Source organism: Nocardia sp. NPDC056064 (assembly GCF_042266925.1).
Lineage (GTDB): Bacteria > Actinomycetota > Actinomycetes > Mycobacteriales > Mycobacteriaceae > Nocardia.
On the sequence record NZ_JBHJWO010000002.1, the window covers coordinates 503,932 to 520,115 of the forward strand.

10 protein-coding genes and 1 pseudogene are annotated in these 16,184 nt (G+C 70.2%); 6 read left to right on the forward strand and 5 right to left on the reverse strand.

The window, feature by feature from the left end:
* Nucleotides 1–89 precede the first annotated feature (89 nt).
* Genes ACFC06_RS26210 through prpD form a run of 3 tightly spaced genes read right to left on the reverse strand, consistent with a single transcriptional unit; the run spans nt 90 to nt 3,630 of the window.
* Nucleotides 90–1,214, reverse strand: coding sequence for a bifunctional 2-methylcitrate synthase/citrate synthase (locus tag ACFC06_RS26210; RefSeq protein ID WP_375937045.1), 1,125 nt, complete (start codon nt 1,212–1,214; stop codon nt 90–92).
* Nucleotides 1,214–2,128 (reverse strand): methylisocitrate lyase, encoded by a 915-nt coding sequence (gene prpB, locus ACFC06_RS26215; protein ID WP_375937048.1) that lies wholly within the window; start codon nt 2,126–2,128, stop codon nt 1,214–1,216. Before prpB ends, ACFC06_RS26210 begins: the two co-directional genes overlap by 1 nt.
* Nucleotides 2,128–3,630 carry a 2-methylcitrate dehydratase PrpD gene (prpD, locus tag ACFC06_RS26220; RefSeq protein WP_375937336.1) on the reverse strand — a complete coding sequence of 501 codons (1,503 nt, stop codon included), beginning with the start codon at nt 3,628–3,630 and terminating at the stop codon, nt 2,128–2,130. Before prpD ends, prpB begins: the two co-directional genes overlap by 1 nt.
* Nucleotides 3,631–3,784: 154 nt before the next feature.
* On the opposite strand from prpD, the gene ACFC06_RS26225 reads away from it, so the two are divergent.
* Nucleotides 3,785–5,209, forward strand: a complete 1,425-nt coding sequence (locus tag ACFC06_RS26225) for a short-chain fatty acyl-CoA regulator family protein (protein ID WP_375937051.1) — start codon at nt 3,785–3,787, stop codon at nt 5,207–5,209.
* Here the strand turns inward: ACFC06_RS26225 and ACFC06_RS26230 are convergent.
* Entirely contained in the window at nt 5,206–6,201 is a 996-nt protein-coding gene (locus ACFC06_RS26230) for a phosphotransferase family protein (protein WP_375937054.1), read from the reverse strand. The two genes, ACFC06_RS26225 and ACFC06_RS26230, sit on opposite strands and share 4 nt — an antisense overlap.
* A gap of 522 nt (nt 6,202–6,723) precedes the next feature.
* On the opposite strand from ACFC06_RS26230, the pseudogene ACFC06_RS26235 reads away from it, so the two are divergent.
* Nucleotides 6,724–6,936 (forward strand): annotated as a pseudogene (locus ACFC06_RS26235) (lipase family protein); the annotation flags it as partial.
* 44 nt (nt 6,937–6,980) lie between these two features.
* The gene (locus ACFC06_RS26240) at nt 6,981–7,748 is read left to right on the forward strand and encodes a lipase family protein (RefSeq protein WP_375937057.1); all 768 of its coding nucleotides are present in this window, start codon (nt 6,981–6,983) and stop codon (nt 7,746–7,748) included.
* A gap of 36 nt (nt 7,749–7,784) precedes the next feature.
* On the opposite strand, the gene ACFC06_RS26245 is transcribed toward ACFC06_RS26240, so the two are convergent.
* The gene (locus ACFC06_RS26245; protein WP_375937060.1) at nt 7,785–8,399 is read right to left on the reverse strand and encodes a TetR/AcrR family transcriptional regulator; all 615 of its coding nucleotides are present in this window, start codon (nt 8,397–8,399) and stop codon (nt 7,785–7,787) included.
* Between the two features lie 235 nt (nt 8,400–8,634).
* Between ACFC06_RS26245 and ACFC06_RS26250 the strand changes: the two genes are divergently transcribed.
* The 3 genes from ACFC06_RS26250 to ACFC06_RS26260 are packed head-to-tail and all read left to right on the forward strand — an operon-like array spanning nt 8,635 to nt 16,127.
* A complete protein-coding gene (locus ACFC06_RS26250; RefSeq protein ID WP_375937063.1) occupies nt 8,635–9,255 on the forward strand; it encodes a hypothetical protein in 621 nt (206 codons plus the stop codon).
* A complete protein-coding gene (locus ACFC06_RS26255) occupies nt 9,256–11,118 on the forward strand; it encodes an SPFH domain-containing protein (protein WP_375937066.1) in 1,863 nt (620 codons plus the stop codon).
* On the forward strand, nt 11,115–16,127 hold the full coding sequence (locus tag ACFC06_RS26260) for a DNA repair ATPase (protein ID WP_375937068.1): 5,013 nt from the start codon (nt 11,115–11,117) through the stop codon (nt 16,125–16,127). Before ACFC06_RS26255 ends, ACFC06_RS26260 begins: the two co-directional genes overlap by 4 nt.
* Nucleotides 16,128–16,184 lie beyond the last annotated feature (57 nt).

A 16,184-nucleotide genomic window follows, 5' to 3' on the forward strand; every position in this document is an offset into this window, starting at 1 on the left:
CCTTGTCGAGTCGGGGCGTCAGCGAGGGTGCGCCGGGTACGAAACGGCGGCCCGCACGGTTGGTGCGGACCGCCGATGACTGGGAGTTTCTAGGCGACGACCGTGCGCTGCGGCACCCCGACGTATTCGCTCAGTGGCCGGATCAACGCGTTGGACTCGCCCTGTTCGATGATGTGCGCGGTCCAGCCGGTGATCCGGCTCATCACGAAGATCGGGGTGAACACCTCGATATCGAAACCGAGCAGGTAGTAGGCGGGACCGGTCGGGAAATCGAGATTCGGCTTGATGCCGGTGGCCTCGGTCATGGTGCGTTCGAGCGTCTCGTACATCCGCACCCATTTGTCGCCGTCGGTGGCGGCGGCGATATCGAGGAACGCCTGCTTCATGGTGGGCACCCGGGAGTCACCGTTCTTGTAGACCCGGTGGCCGAAGCCCATCACCTTTTCCTTGTGCGCCAGCTTGTTTCGCAGCCATTCCTCGGCCAGCGCGGGATCGCCGATCTCGAGCATGTCGTGCATGACCGCCTCGTTGGCGCCGCCGTGCAGCGGGCCCTTCAACGCGCCGATGGCGGCGGTGACCGCGCTGTAGATGTCGGACAGCGTCGAGGTGACCACGCGCGCCGCGAAGGTCGAGGCGTTGAAACTGTGCTCGGCGTAGAGGATCAGCGACACCTCGAAGGCCTTGACCAGCTCCCGTGACGGGATGCTGCCGAAGCACATGTTCAGGAAGTTCTCCGCGTATCCCAGGTGCGAGTGGGGCGGGATCGGGTCGAGGCCGCGGCGGCGGCGGTGGTCGGCGGCCACGATGGTCGGCAGCACCGCGAGCATGCGCAGCGACTTGGCGCGGTTGGCCTTGGCCGAGTTGTCGTCCTCGGCCGGGTCCTCGGCGCCCAGATAGCTGATGGCGGTGCGGACGATGTCCATCGGATGGCAGTTGTCCGGCATCTTGGCCACCAGCGACAGCAGCGACCGGTCGGCCCGGCGCGAGGCCCGTTCCTGCTGGCAGAACCGTTCCAGCTCGCGGTGATCGGGCAGCTCCCCGTTCCACAGCAGGTAGGCCACCTCCTCGAACGAGCAGTGCGCGGCCAGGTCCTGCACCGCGTAGCCGCGATAGGTCAGCGAGTTCGTCTCCGGGACCACCTTCGAGATCGCGGTGGTGTCGACGACGACCCCGGCCAGGCCCTTGTAGATGGTGGGTACAGCGATGTCGGTCATCACTGGTCCTTTCGCAACGCGAAATTGAAGATGTCGGAATCGAATTCGTTGTAGCGCTCGTACCGCAGCAGTTCGTAGAGCCGGGAACGGTGCTGCATCCGGTCGAGCAGACCGGCCTGGGTGCCCTGCTCGAAGATCTCGCGCAGGCCCGCCTCGGCGGCGAACATGGCCAGCCGCAAGGTGGACACCGGATAGATGACGGCGTTGTAGCCGATCTTCTCCAGCGTGGCCGCCGGGACCAGTTCGGATTTGCCGAACTCGGTCATATTGGCCAGCAGCGGGGTGTCCACCGCCGCCCGGAACTTCTCGAAATCGGCCGGGGTGTGCAGTGCCTCGGTGAAGATCAGGTCCGCACCCGCCTCGGCATACGCCTTCGCCCGCTCGATCGCCGCGTCGATACCCTCGATCCCGGCGGCGTCGGTGCGCGCGCAGATCACGAAGTTCGGGTCGCGCCGGGCCGCGACCGCCGCGCGCAGCCTGCGCACCATCTCCGCCACCGGCACGACAGCTTTGCCGTCGAGGTGACCGCAGCGCTTCGGGTTCACCTGATCCTCGAAGTGCGCGCCGGCGATGCCCGCGTCCTCGAGGAAGGTGACCGTGCGCGCCGCGCTCATCGGCTCACCGAAACCGGTGTCGGCGTCGATGAGCACCGGCAGGTCGGTGACCCGCGCGATCTGCCTGCCGCGCTCGGTGACCTCGCTCAGCGTGGTGAGCCCGATATCGGGCAGCGCCAGGTCGGCCGAGACCACCGCGCCGGAGACGTAGACGCCCTCGAAGCCGATCTCCTGGATCAGCTTGGCCACCAGTGGATTGAACGCGCCCGGCAGACGCTGGATGCGGTCCGAGGCGAGTCCGGCCCGCAACGCGATCCGCTTGTCGGTGGCCGAGGTCGGCGCGGCGAGCAGGCCGGTCATCAGAACAGGCCCTTCGGCAGCTTCGGCGCGCGAGCCAGCACCTCGTCGGAGACGGTGAAGTTCAGCTGACCCAGCTCCTCGGCGGTGAGCTCGGGCGTGCGCTGGGCGACATCGAGGAAACGGTCCTGCTCGGCCGGGTCGATGACGCCCTCGGCCAGGGTGCGGAACTTGGCGATGTACTGCTCGCGGGCGAACGGGCGCGCCCCCAGCGGATGCGCGTCGGCCACGGCCAGCTCGTCGACGATCACCTCACCGCTCTTCAGCGTGACCTCGGCGCGGGCACCGAAGGCCTTCTCGTTCGGGTCGGTCGAGTGGTAGCGACGGGTCCACTCCGGGTCCTCGGCGGTGGAGATCTTGTTCCACAGCTCGACGGTGTCGGGGCGCTGGGCCCGCTCGGGGGCGTAGGACCGCTCGTGGTGCCAGACGCCGTCCTGCAGGGCGACGGCGAAGATGTACATGATCGAGTGATCGAGGGTCTCGCGCGAGGCCTTCGGATCGAACTTCTGCGGGTCGTTGGAGCCGGTGCCGATCACGTAGTGGGTGTGGTGGCTGGTGTGCAGCACGACGGTCGCGATCTGGTCCAGGTCGCCGACGCGCGCGCGCAGGCGGAAGGCCAGGTCGATCGGGGCCTGGCTCTGGTACTCGGCCGAGTGCTCCTTGGTGTAGGTGTCGAGGATGCCGCGCTTGGCCTCGCCCGGGCCGGGCAGCGGCACCGAGTACTCCGCCTTCGGACCGCCCAGCAGCCAGGCGATCACGCCGTCCTCGCCCTCCCAGATCGGCGACGGCGCGCCCTCGCCACGCAGCGCGCGATCGACCGACTCCACCGCCATCTTCCCGGCGAAGGCGGGCGCGTACGCCTTCCAGCTCGAGATCTCGCCCTTGCGGGACTGGCGGGTGGCGGTGGTGGTGTGCAGGGCCTGGCCGATGGCCTGGTAGATGGTCTCGGTGTCCAGGCCCAGCAGGGTGCCGATACCGGCGGCGGCCGAGGGGCCCAGGTGGGCGACGTGGTCGATCTTGTGCTCGTGCAGGCAGATGGCGCGGACCAGGTCGACCTGGATCTCGTAGCCGGTGGCCAGGCCCCGGATCAGCTCGCGACCACCGCGGCCCGCGTGCTGGGCCACGGCCAGGATCGACGGGATGTTGTCACCGGGGTGCGAGTACTCCGCGGCCAGGAAGGTGTCGTGGAAGTCGAGTTCACGCACCGCCACACCATTGGCCCACGCGGCCCACTCCGGGGAGAACCGGCCGGGCACGCCGAACACGGCGGCACCGGGACCGTACGGGTGGGCCAGCGCCTGGGCGCGGGCGTTGGCGACCGGGCGCCGGGTGATCGAGGCCGCCGCCACCGAGGCGTTGTCGATGATCCGGTTGACGATCATCTCCTCGGTGTCGGTGGTCACCTCGACCGCGTCGGCGGCAACCTCGGCGATCCGCCACGCGAGGTGGTCCTCACGGGGGAAGTCCTCGGCGGAGCGGTGGGTGCGGACGAGATGGTTCTTCACGGTGGCGGCCTCCAGAAGCGGGAAATTCACTGATCTGTTTCGCACGTTACACACGCGGTGAATACGGCGAAATACACCGCAAATGCCAAATTTTGTGGAGGCTGGCCAGCAAATTTGTGGAAGTTGTGAAAGTTGCGGCTGCTACATTGGCGGCATGCAGAAGATGTACGCGGGCGCACGGCTGCGGACGCTGCGGGAACAACGAGGGCTGTCCCAATCGGGGATGGCCAAGGTGCTCGGGCTATCGGTGAGTTACGTCAACCAGCTCGAGAACGATCAGCGCCCGCTCACCGTGCAGGTGCTGCTGCGGCTCAATGCCACCTTCGACCTGGACATGGGCTTCTTCGCCGCCGACACCGACGCCCGCCTGCTGGCCGACCTGCAGGACGTCTTCGCCGAGGACCCCGACGCGGTCACCCTCTCCACCGCCGAACTCGACGACCTGATGACCCGCACCCCCGCCGCCGCCCGGCTGCTGGTGAGCCTGCACCGGCGGCTGCGCGGGGCCACCCAGCAGATGGAGCAGTTCTCCGCCGATATCGAGGGCGTCACCGTCACCCCCGGCACCGCCACCCCCTACGAGGACGTGCGCGACTTCTTCTACGACCGCCGCAACCACATCCCCGAACTCGACCACGCCGCCGAGCACCTGTTCACCGACAACCGGCTCAGCATCGGCGGCCTGGACCTGCAACTGACCCGCCTGCTGCACCAGCGCCACGGCATCGGCGTCACCATCCGCACCGACGACCCCACCGACCCCGGCCCCAAACGCGTCTACGATCCCGACACCCGGCGCATCGTGCTGGCCCGCAGGCTCTCTCCGGGACAGCGGGCCTTCCAGCTCGCCACCCAGCTGGCCTTCCTCACCCACGCCGAAACCATCGAGTCCCTGGTCGCGGCGGTGACGATGCCCGCGGGCTCACGCGATCTGCTCCGCATCGGCCTGGCCAACTACTTCGCGGGCGCGCTCATCCTGCCCTACACACGTTTCCGCAATGCCGCCGAGGAACTGCACTACGACATCGATCTGCTGTCGTCGATGTTCGAGGTCGGCTTCGAGACGGTGTGTCACCGGCTGTCCACCCTGCAACGGCCGAATCAGCGCGGGGTGCCGTTCTTCTTCGTCCGCACCGACCGGGCGGGCAATATCTCGAAACGCCAGTCCGCGACCGCGTTCCACTTCTCCCGGGTGGGTGGCAGCTGCCCGCTGTGGGTGGTGCACGAGGCATTCACCACGCCCGGCCGTATCCGCACCCAGATCGCCGAGATGCCCGACGGGCGCAAATACCTGTGGCTGGCGCGCACCACCGACGAGAGCACACCCGGATACCTCTCCCCCAAAAGGGATTTCGCGATCGGACTGGGCTGCGACCTCGCCTATGCCGAGAAGCTGGTGTACTCGCACGGGCTGCCGATCCACGACGAGACCACCGCCGTCCCGATCGGCGCGGGGTGCAAGATCTGCGAGCGTCCGGCCTGCGCGCAGCGCGCGTTCCCGCAATTGGGCCGGGCGATCCGCGTCGACCAGAACCGCGCGGCCAATATCCCCTACACCCCCGCCGACCGCGAGCGTTAGCGGCCGAGCACCGCGGTGACCGGGCCGTCGGTCATCAGCAGGGCCCTGGCGGCGGCGATGACGCGCGCGCGATCGTCATCGCCGACATACCCGGTCCACGCCGCGCGGCTGGGGCCCCAGAACCGGTACAGCGTCTGCACCGCAAGGTGCCGGGTCACCTCCGTCTCCACCGAATCACGTTTCGCCACAGTGAAATCCGCGAAGTACCGGTCGAGGAATTCCCCGATCACCCCCGCCGCGTCCGTATCGAAGACCTCCCGGCTGATGAACACTTCGCACAGGATGTAGGCGAGATCGTAAGCGGGAGTGCCCAGGTGCGACTGCTCGAAATCGATCACCCCGAGCGCGGAGCCGGAGACGATGATGTTGCGCGAGTTGAGATCTCCGTGCGTGACACAGTCGGTGCGCCGCTGGTAGTCGCGGCGGCAGCGCAGCACCCGATCGGCCTCCGCGGCGGTGAGACGCGCGGTGATGTCGTCGTACTGCAAGCCGAGCTTGAAATCCCGGAAAGCGGTGTTGGCGAGCACCGAATCCGCGGTGAAGCGCCGGTGGGTCCGCTGGTGCAGCCCCGCCAGTACGCCAGGGAGCCGATCCAGGAATCCGGCGGGCAGCTCGCCCCGCGCGAGATGATCGTTGAGCGGCCGCTCCCCGGCCGCCGCCGTCATCAGGAAGGCGCACCGCCCCCGGTCGAACGCCACGATCTCCGGCACCACCCCGGACCCGTCCGCCGCCAGCCGCTGCACCCGCTCGGCCAGCTCCGCCCGCTCGATCGCCGGAATCTCCGGCGGGGAGTACAGCGGATTGTCGACCCCGTCGAGATACTGCTTGAAGAAATAGGTCCCGGCCTGCGTGTCGACCCGCAACAGATAGTTGAACAGCCCCCCGCTCTGCACACTGATCGCGAGAACCCCGTCGGAACCCAACCCCAGACCCGCCCGAACCAGCGCCAAGCAGTCGTCACGGCGTTCGGGAGCGGGGATGTCGTCGGCCACGCGTCACCCTAACCCGCAATTAATATTGCGAACGGTCGAAATATTGATTTCGGTCCCAGTCTCCCGTACCGTCCCAGCTCACGGGTGCGCACCCCGTCGGACACCGCTGTCGGATCGAGAGTTGGACACATGGAAAGTCATACGCGGGCAGGCCGATTCGGCCGGAGATCACGCAGAGTTCGCCGTGGCCGCTGGGGTGCGCTGATCGCGAGCGCGCTGATCGCGGCAGCGACCCTGGCGGCCGGACAGGCCGGAGCCGAGGTCGACGACGACTTCTACACGCCGCCGCGAGGCTACGAGCAGACCGCGCCGGGAACCGTCCTGGACAGCAGGCCGGTCGTGGCGAAACTGTTGCAGCAGTTCCCGATCGACGCCGAGGGCTGGCAGCTGCTGTACCGGACCACCGACGGCGAGGGCAGGCCGTACGCGGCGGTCACCACGGTCCTGCGCCCGCGCGGGCCCGCGACGCCGCGGCCGTTGCTGTCGTTCCAGATGGCCTACGACGCGCTGCGACGCGAGTGCATGCCGTCGTACTCCCTGACCCACGGCAGCCTCACCGACCTGCTCGACCCCGCGAAGCAGTCCGGCCGCTCGACGGTGCCGTCGGAAGCCGCGCTGGTGGCCACCGCGCTGTCGAAGGGCTGGGCGGTGAGCGTGCCCGATCCCGGCGGCATCGAGGACCGCTTCCTCACGCCCCGGCTGATGGGTTACACCGTGCTCGACGGCATCCGCGCGGCCGAGCACTTCGCCCCGCTGGGCTGCCCGGCACCGCGACACGGGTGGCCGGGTGGGGCTACTCCGGCGGCGGCGTCGCGACGAGCTGGGCCGCCGAGGTGCAGCCGCGCTACGCACCGGAACTCCGGGTCGCGGGCTTCGCGATCGGCGCGCCGGTACAGGACCTCGAGGCCGCCATCCGCACCGCCGACGGGCGATCGACGGTCGGGCTGATACCGCTCGGCCTGGCCTCGATCGGCAAGGACTCCCCCGAATTCGCCGCGCACGTGGCGCCCTACCTCACCCCGGCGGGCCGGGATGTCGTCGAGCTGGCGCGGGTGAGCTGCACCGCGACCACCGTCGGTAGCACCCGGTTCCGCCGCGTCGCCGACTGGCTCACCGCGCCGATCGACGAGCTCATGGCCGATCCGGTGATCCGCCGCGAAGTCGATCTGCGCGAGCGCGGCAGCGAGATCCCCACCGCGCCGCTGTACGTCCTCAACGGCCTGCTCGACGAGGTGAGCAACGGCCCGGCGGTGGACGCGCTGGTGGCCCGCTACTGCGCCGCGGGCGCCTCGATCACCCAGGTCAGGGACGCGGTGCCGGATACCCCGATGGGCGTGCACGGCATGGTCGCGCTGACCGGCGCGGGCGGCGCCTTCGCCTGGCTCGACCGCGCGCTCACCGGTGACGGCCCGGTCCAGGGCCCCGGCTGCACGGTGCGGACCGTCACCTCCTCCGCGCTGGAGCCCGAATTCGCCTCCACCCTGCCGGATTTCGCCACCGGACTGCTGGGCACCATGCTGGGGCAGCGGCTCGGCGCCGGACGCTGAGTCACCGGCGGGCGGGGCGTGCCGGGGGCGCCCCGCTCAGTCCGGACCGCGATTCGCGTCCAGGTAGTGGCCGACCATCGTGCCGAGTACCTCGAGTCGCGCCGCGTCGAGTTCCGGTTGGGGGAACGCGCCGGTGCTCAGGGCGTCGCCGTCGAAGCAGAAGACGACGATCGAGCCAAGGGCGATCACCTGTTCGGGTGACAAGCCCTGTGCGGCGGGCATTTTCACGCCTCCGGTGACCAGGGCCGCGGCGTATTCCAGGCGGACCACCTCGAGGCGTTGCCGGAGGGCGGGGTCGGTGCGGGCGGCCATGGTCAGTTCGAGCCAGACCGTGTTGATCGGGTCGCGGGCGGTGTCGCGCCACAGGGCCAGCACCGAGGTGACATCCGAGCGGTCCGGGAGCTGGTTCATCCGGGTGACGAAGGATTCGCGCTGGCGTCTGCCCACTTCGTCGGCGGCGGCGGCGATCAGGTCGAACAGGGTCGCGAAGCGGCCGAAGAGCCCGCCGTGCGAGACGCCGGCGCGGCGGCAGACCTCTTTGACGGTGACGTGGGCGTAGCCCCGCTCGACGATCGTCTCGATGGTCGCGTCGATGAGCGCCCGACTCGTCTCGGCACGCCGCTGCGCCTGTGTCCGCCGGGGCCCGGGCACGCGCCCTCCTTCGCGTCAAAAATTATCGACTACCTGGTCGAAAACGACGATACCAGCGGAAATCACCGGGTCTCGGCGCAGGTGCCGCGGGCCGGAAATGCCATGGGGATCAGGCAATTCGGTTGCGCGAGCTGGGTCTTTACGATATCTTTACCTTAGGTGCGCCGGGAAGTCTGGTCGGCAATCCCCGGATTCCACTCGGTTCCCGGGGGTCGTTCGGCGAGGGGAAAAACCGATGGCATCGTGGGGGTTGTTCGAGTTCGTGCGCGTGGCACTGTCGTTTCCGGTGGTGCTGTTCACCTTCGCGTTGCTCGTCGTCATCGGGTTCTGGCTGCTGGTGCTCGTCGGGGGTACCGAGACCGAGTCCGTCGAGACCGATTCCGCGACACAGGGTCTCGACGCGCTGGGGCTCGGCGGGGTGCCGGTGACCGTCGCCGTGACGGGGCTGGTCGGGCTGTCCTGGTTCACCACACTGGCCGGCACCGTGGCGGTCGCCGGGCTGTCCGGGCTCGCGGGGGTACTCGCGCGCTGCGGGGTCCTGATCGTCGCGGTGCCGGTCGCCGTCGCGGGCACCCGGCTGGTGGTGCTCCCGCTGCGCCGGGTCTTCGGTGCCGTGCCCGCCGCCTCGCACCGGGATTTCGTCGGCCGGATGTGCCGGGTGCGCACCGGCCGCGTCGACGAGGAGTTCGGGCAGGCCGAGCTCACCGCCGCCGACGGATCGTCGGCGGTCATCCAGGTCCGGCAGAGTGCCCTGCACGCCGCGACCGCTCCCCTGGCACAGGGGGATTCCGCCGTTGTCTACGACTACGACCCGGCCGCCGGAACGTTCTGGGTGGCCGCATGGGAGGGGAACTGAATGTCCACCATCGCCATCGGATTCGGGGTGCTGATCGCCCTGGTCCTGCTCGCCGGTCTCGCCGTGTTGTTCCTGGTGAGCCGGTTGTTCAAGAAGGTCAGCCAGGGCCGGGCGCTGATCATCTCCAAGATGCGCAAGGTCGATGTGACCTTCACCGGCGCTGTCGTGCTGCCGGTGCTGCACAAGGCCGAGTACATGGACATCTCGGTCAAGACGATCGAGGTGGCCCGGCTCGGACGCGACGGGCTGATCTGCCGCGACAATATCCGCGCCGACATCCGGATCACCTTCTTCGTGCGGGTCAACAAGACCGTCGAGGACGTGATCAAGGTGGCCCAGGCCATCGGCACCCAGCGCGCCAGCGACCAGGCCACGCTGCAGGAACTGTTCAGCGCCAAGTTCTCCGAGGCGCTCAAGACCGTGGGCAAGCACCTCGACTTCGTCGATCTCTACACCCACCGCAACGAATTCCGTGACCGGATCATGGCGGTGATCGGCACCGACCTCAACGGCTACAGCCTCGAGGACGCCGCCATCGACTACCTCGAGCAGACCCCGCTCATCCAGCTCGACAGCCAGAACATCCTCGACGCGCAGGGCATCCGCAAGATCACCGAGCTCACCGCCATCGAGCACGTGCGCACCAACGAGTTCCGCCGCCACGAGGAGAAGGAGATCACCCGCCAGAACGTGGAGGCGCGCGAGGCGGTGCTCGAGCTGGAACGTCAGCAGGCCGACGCGGAGAACCGCCAGCGCCGCGAGGTGGAGACGCTGCGGGCCCGCGAGGACGCCGAGATCCAGCGGGTGCAGGCCGAGGAACGGCTCAAGGCGCAGACCGCGTTCCTGCGCACCGAGGAAGCGCTGGCCGTGCAGTCACAGAACAAGGATCGCGAGATCGCCGTCGCGGAGAAGAACCGCGAGCGGGTGATCGCCATCGAGTCCGAGCGGATCGAGAAGGACCGGCTGCTCGAGGTGGCCGACCGTGACCGGGCGGTGTCGCTGGCCCACATCGCCAACGAGCGCGAGGTGCAGACCGAGCGGCGCACCGTGGCCGAGGTGGTGCGTGAGCGGGTCGCGGTGGACAAGACCGTGGCCGAGCAGGAGGAGCAGATCAACCGGCTGCGCGCGACCGAGGCCGCCGAGCGCGAGCGCCAGGCCATCATCATCCGCGCCGAGGCCGAGGCGCAGGAACACCTGGTCAAGGACATCAAGGCCGCCGAGGCCGCCGAGGCGGCGGCGAAGTTCCTGGCCAAGGAGTCGATCACGCTGGCCGAGGCCGAGGTGGCGGCCGCGGACCTGAAGGCCAAGGCCAAGATCCGGCTCGCCGAGGCCACCCAGGCCGAAGCCGCCGCGCCCGGGCTGGGTGCCGCGCAGGTGCGCGAGCGCGAGGCCGACGCCATCGAGAAGGTGGGGCGGGCCGAGGCCGCGGTGCTGCGCGAGCGCAATCTCGCCGAGGCCGAGGGCCTGCGCGACAAGCTCAAGGGCGAGGCCGAGGGTCTGCACGAGAAGGCCGCCGCCATGGCGGTGCTCGACGACGCCACCCGCCAGCACGAGGAATTCCGGCTGCGCCTCGAGTTGCAGAAGGAGGTCGAACTGGCGACCGTGCGGGCGCAGGTCGACGTCGCCCAGGCCCAGGCCGAGGTGCTGGCCACGGGGCTGGGCAATGCCAAGATCGACATCGTCGGCGGGGAATCGATGTTCCTGGACCGGCTGGTCGGGTCGATCGGGCTCGGTAAGGGTCTGGACCGTCTCCTGCACTCCGACACCGGTGCCGCCGCCACCGCCGTGGTCGGTTCGCTGCTCACGCGCAACGGTTCCACGCCGGACACCGGCACCGCGCCCGACATCCTGCTGGACAAGTGAGCGCGCCGCGGCAGCGGCACCGGGACGCCACGGCCGGGGCGGACATCACCGCCCCGGCCGCGGGTGCCGCCCTCGACGGCGGCACCTACGAGGTGCTGCACGCCCGCCTGCGCGAGCAGGCGAGCGAATTGTCCACGCGCTGTGCCGAACTCAACGACCGTCGCGTCGCCGACTTCGGCGGCGTGGAGCTGACGCTGCTGGGCACCGAGCAGATCCACACCGAACAGCCGTGTGTGCCGCGTGACGTGCTGGCCATGGCCGACGGCCGGATGCTGTTCGGCTACAACGCCTCTCCCGGATCGAAGCCCACGACGGACGTGGCCGATGTGTTCGCGGTGCACCGATTCCGCCGGGCCGAGAAGGGTTTCGCCCCCGCCGATCCGGCGGGGCTGCTGGATGATCCGCGCTTCGGCCGCGACTTCGCCGAGCTGTACCGGTACTACGCGCAGACCCGGCTGTCGCGGCTGCGCCGGGTCGGCGGGCGCCTGCTCGCGGTGTTCCAGACCGGGCAGCGCGCCGACGACATCAAAGTGCTGCGCTGGGGCGTGGATTCGGCCGGGGCGCCCGGCTACCTCGACAGCCGCGGCGAACGCGATCACGTGTTCCCCGACCCGCACGAGTTCGCCTGGACCGAGGCCACCCGCGACGATCAGGTGCCGGGGCGTCATCCGCACGTGTCGATCCTGGGCAAGGTGTTCGTCGACACCCTCGGCGGCACACTGACGGTGAAGGTGGACAACGACACCGAGACCGCCACCGGCGTCCACACCGAGCCGGTGGACGAGCCGCTGCAGAGCCTGGCCGACGCCGAGGTGCACTACGCCGAGGTGGGCGCGCTGATCCTGCTGCGGGTCCGGCCCTACAAGGAGACGGTGCGTCGGCACCTGGTCTTCGACACCAGGACCCGCACCGTCACCCGGCTCGACGGGATCGGCCTGTCGTGCCGGCTGCTGCCCGAGGACCAGGGCATCGTCTTCCCCGGCGGGTACTACCTGGCGACCGGGGTGCACAAGACCTTCGACACCGAGGTCGACGACCTGGTCTACGAGACCACGGTGCGCGCGCCCAACGGCGAGGACGTGCTCTACGTGTTCCGCGCCGGGGCCCGTGGTCGCACACTGCTGCTGCCCTACAACATGATTCGCAAGCAGGTCGCCACCCCGATCAGCTGCCACGGGTATTCGCTGTTCGAGGACGGCACGATGGTGGTCCTGCGCGCGGTGTCGGCCGAACCTGCCCGGGTGCACACCCTGCAGGTGTGGCAGACGCCGTTCGTCTCCGACACCCATGCCGCGCGGCAGCCCACCGGCGACGGCCCGCTGGCCCGCATCGGCAATGCCGAGCTGGTGCGCGGGCTGGCGGACTGCCTGTCGGTGAGCCGTATGGTCGAGGACCTGACACCGAGCACCGAGGTGTTCGAGGCGATCGTCGCCGCCTGCGGACGCACCACCGATCATCACCACTGGCTCGCCGAGGCCGAGTTCGGCGATCTGGCCGCGCCACTGGGCGCGCTGCGCGATACCGCCGCGCAGGTGGTGGACGAGTTCGCGAAGGTCACCGCTCGCACCGAGCAGGCCGAAACCGCCGTGACCGAGGCGGCCGAGCAGATCGCGACACTGCTGCGCACCGGCGGCGGCCATCCGACCGCCCAGGGCTGGGTCGAGGAGCTCGCCGCCCTGCACCGGGCCGCGGGCCGGGTCGAGACACTGCGTGCGCTGCGCTACGTCGACACCGACCGGCTCGACGAGCTGGCCGCGTCGGTGGCGGCGGCGCTGGCGGACACCGGCCGCGGGTGCGTCGAATTCCTCAGCGGCCCCGAGGCTTTCGCGGACTATCTGGTGGCGATCGAGGACACCCGCGCGCAGGCGGCGGCGGTGTCCACGGTGGCCGGAGCCCAGCCGCTGCGGGAGTGGCTGGCCGAGCGGACGGCGGAGCTGGAGACGGTGGTCGAGGTGGTCACCGGGCTCGAGGTGGGCGACGCCACCCTGCGCACCGGCATCCTCGACCGGGTCTCGACGGTCCTGGCCGCGGTCAACCGGGCCGGGGCCACTCTGCACGCGCGCCGCGGCGAGCTGGCGGCCGCCGAGGGCCGCGCCGAGTTCGCCGCCGAGTACGCGCTGCTGGGCCAGGCCGTCACCAGCGCGCTCGCCCGCGCCGACACCCCGCAGACCTGCGACGACCTGGTCGCCACGCTGCTGGGGACGGTGGAGGATCTGGAGACCCGCTTCGGCGGGATCGACGATTTCGCCGAGCGGATCGCGGCCACCCGCGACGACCTCTACGAGGCTTTCGCCACCCGCCGCCAGAGCCTGCTCGACGAACGCACCCAGCGGGCACGGCGCCTCGTGGACGCGGCGCGGCGGATGCTGTCGAGCATCGAACGGCGCAGTGCCGCACTGGCTTCGGCCGAGGAGGTGAACGCCTACTTCGCCGCCGACGCGATGGTGCTGCGGCTGCGTGCCACGATCACCGAGCTGCGGGCGGCGGGCGAGGTGGTGGCCGCCGAGGAGCTCGACGGCCGCATCACGGTGGCCCGGCAGGAGGCGGCCCGGATCCTGCGCGACCGCGACGACCTCTACGCCGACGGGGGCGAGACGATCCGGCTGGGCAGGCACCGGTTCGCGGTGACCTCCGCGCGGTGGGATCTCGCGCTGGTGCCGCACGAGGGCGGGCTGGTCTTCAGCATCAACGGCACCGACTATCTGGCGCCGGTGGCCGACGACGAGTTCGGTGCCGAGGCGGCGGCGCTGTGGTCGCAGCTGCTGGTCTCGGAGACGCCGCGCGTGTACCGGGGCGAACATCTGGCCGCCTCGATCCTGGCCGACGCGCAGGCGGCGGACGAGCTCGAGGATCTGCACGAGGCCGCGGCGGCGGGCAAGCTCGACGGCGTCGTGCGGGAGGTGGCGCGACAGCGCTACGACGAGGGATACCAGCTCGGCGTGCACGACCACGACGCCACCGTGATCCTCACGGCACTGCTCGACTTGCACACGGGCGCGGGCCTGTTGCGCTATCGCCCGGCCGACCGGGCCGCCGCCCAGCTGTGGTGGTGCTTCGGCCCCGAACCGGCCGAGGGGCACCGCGCGCAGCTCACCACGCGCATCGTGTCGACCGCCAGGGCCGCGGCGATCTTCGCCGAACCGACCGCCCGGGCGCGGGTGATCGGCGAACTCACCGGGGCCATCGCGGAATTCGGCGCGTCGCTGGGCCTCGACGACATCGACGCGGCATCCGCGGGCACGTACCTGTTCCACGAGATCGCCGGTGAGCCGGAGGGTTTCGTCACCGCGGCGGTCGCCGGGGAGCTGCTCGCCGGGTTCCGGCGCAGGCTCGATGCGGCGCATCCCACCGCCTACGCCGACTTCGAGTCCGCGGTGCGCGGTCTGGACGCCGATCCGGCCGAGCGGTACCACCTGGTCGCCACCTGGCTGGGCGCCTATGCCGAGAGCGCCGGTGATCCCGCGCAGCTCGAGCATCTCCCGGAGGCTGTCGCGATCGCGCTGTGCGGGCAGGCGGTACCCCGATTCGACTGTGCCGCACCGCTGGACACCGTGGTGGACGGGCTGCTCGGCGAGCATCCACGCCTCCGCGACGGCAGCCTGGCGGTGCGCCTGGCCGAGCTGACCGCGCGCGCCCACAGGTTCCGCACCGAGGAGATACCGGTGTTCCGCGCGCATCTGCGCCGCCGCGGCGAACTGCTCGCCGCCGAGCGCACGCGTTTGCGGCTCGACGATTACAAGCCCGCCGTGCTGAGCGGTTTCGTGCGCAACCGGCTGCTCGACGAGGTCTACCTGCCGCTGATCGGTGACAATCTGGCCCGCCAGCTCGGCACCGCGGACGCGGCCGCCGCGGCGGTGCGCTCCGGGCTGCTGCTGCTGATCTCCCCGCCGGGCTACGGCAAGACCACGCTGATGGAGTACGTGGCTGCCCGGCTCGGGCTGATCTTCGTCAAGGTCGACGGGCCCGCCCTCGGTCACCGGGTGCACTCGCTGGACCCGGCGGCCGCGCCCGACGCGACCGCGCGCCGCGAGGTGGAGAAGATCAACTTCGCGCTCGAGCTGGGCAACAATGTGCTGCTCTATCTCGACGACATCCAGCACACCTCCCCGGAACTGCTGCAGAAGTTCCTGTCGCTGTGCGACGGGCAGCGCCGCATCGACGGGGTGTGGGAGGGCCGAACCCGCACCTACGATCTGCGCGGCAAGCGGTTCGCGGTGTGCATGGCGGGCAACCCGTACACCGAGCAGGGCAGACGGTTCCGGATTCCGGACATGCTCGCCAATCGCGCCGATGTGTGGAACCTCGGCGATGTGCTCTCCGGACGCGACGATCTGTTCGCGCTGAGCTATGTGGAGAACGCGCTGGCCACCAATCCCGTTCTCGCACCGCTGGCTTCGCGCGAGCGCGCCGATCTGGACCTGCTGCTGCGGCGGGCCGCCGGTGACGACACCGCGCGCACCGACCAGCTCACCCACCCGTACACCCCGGCTGAGCTGACCGACATCCTCGCGGTGCTGGCGAAGGTGGTGCGGGTGCGCGAGGTGGTGCTGGCGGTGAATCGCGCCTACCTGGCCTCGGCCGCCACCACCGACAGCGCGCGCACCGCACCGCCGTTCCGGTTGCAGGGGTCCTACCGGGACATGAACGGGCTCACCAGCCGCCTGGTACCGGTGATGAACGAGCGGGAACTCGAGGCGCTCATCGACGACCACTATCGCGGCGAGGCGCAGACCCTGGGGGCCGACGCGGAGGCGAACCTGCTCGCGCTCGCGGAACTGCGCGGCAGGCTCACCCCGGCCCAGGCCGAGCGCTGGGCCGCGGTGCGGGCCGCCTACGTGCGGGATCGGGCCCTGGGCGGCAGCGCGGACGATCCGCTCGTGCGCGCGGTCGGCGGGCTGGGTCTGCTCGCCGACCGGCTCGGCGCCGTGGAGGGCGCCATCCGCGCGCTCGACCCCGGCCCGCAGGCCGGAAACCCTGTGGCCCAGCGCCCTCCGCCGCCGACGATGTGACACCGGGTTCGGCGCGTGGTAGGAGATTCGACATGCTTTTGTCGCTCGCCGTTCTCC

Excerpts from the sequence above, each read along its gene's own strand:
- ACFC06_RS26210 (WP_375937045.1), bottom strand. The coding sequence starts at position 1,214 with ATGACCGACATCGCTGTACCCACCATCTACAAGGGCCTGGCCGGGGTC.
- prpB (WP_375937048.1), bottom strand. The coding sequence starts at position 2,128 with ATGACCGGCCTGCTCGCCGCGCCGACCTCGGCCACCGACAAGCGGATC.
- ACFC06_RS26225 (WP_375937051.1), top strand. The coding sequence starts at position 3,785 with ATGCAGAAGATGTACGCGGGCGCACGGCTGCGGACGCTGCGGGAACAA.
- ACFC06_RS26250 (WP_375937063.1), top strand. The coding sequence starts at position 8,635 with ATGGCATCGTGGGGGTTGTTCGAGTTCGTGCGCGTGGCACTGTCGTTT.
- ACFC06_RS26255 (WP_375937066.1), top strand. The coding sequence starts at position 9,256 with ATGTCCACCATCGCCATCGGATTCGGGGTGCTGATCGCCCTGGTCCTG.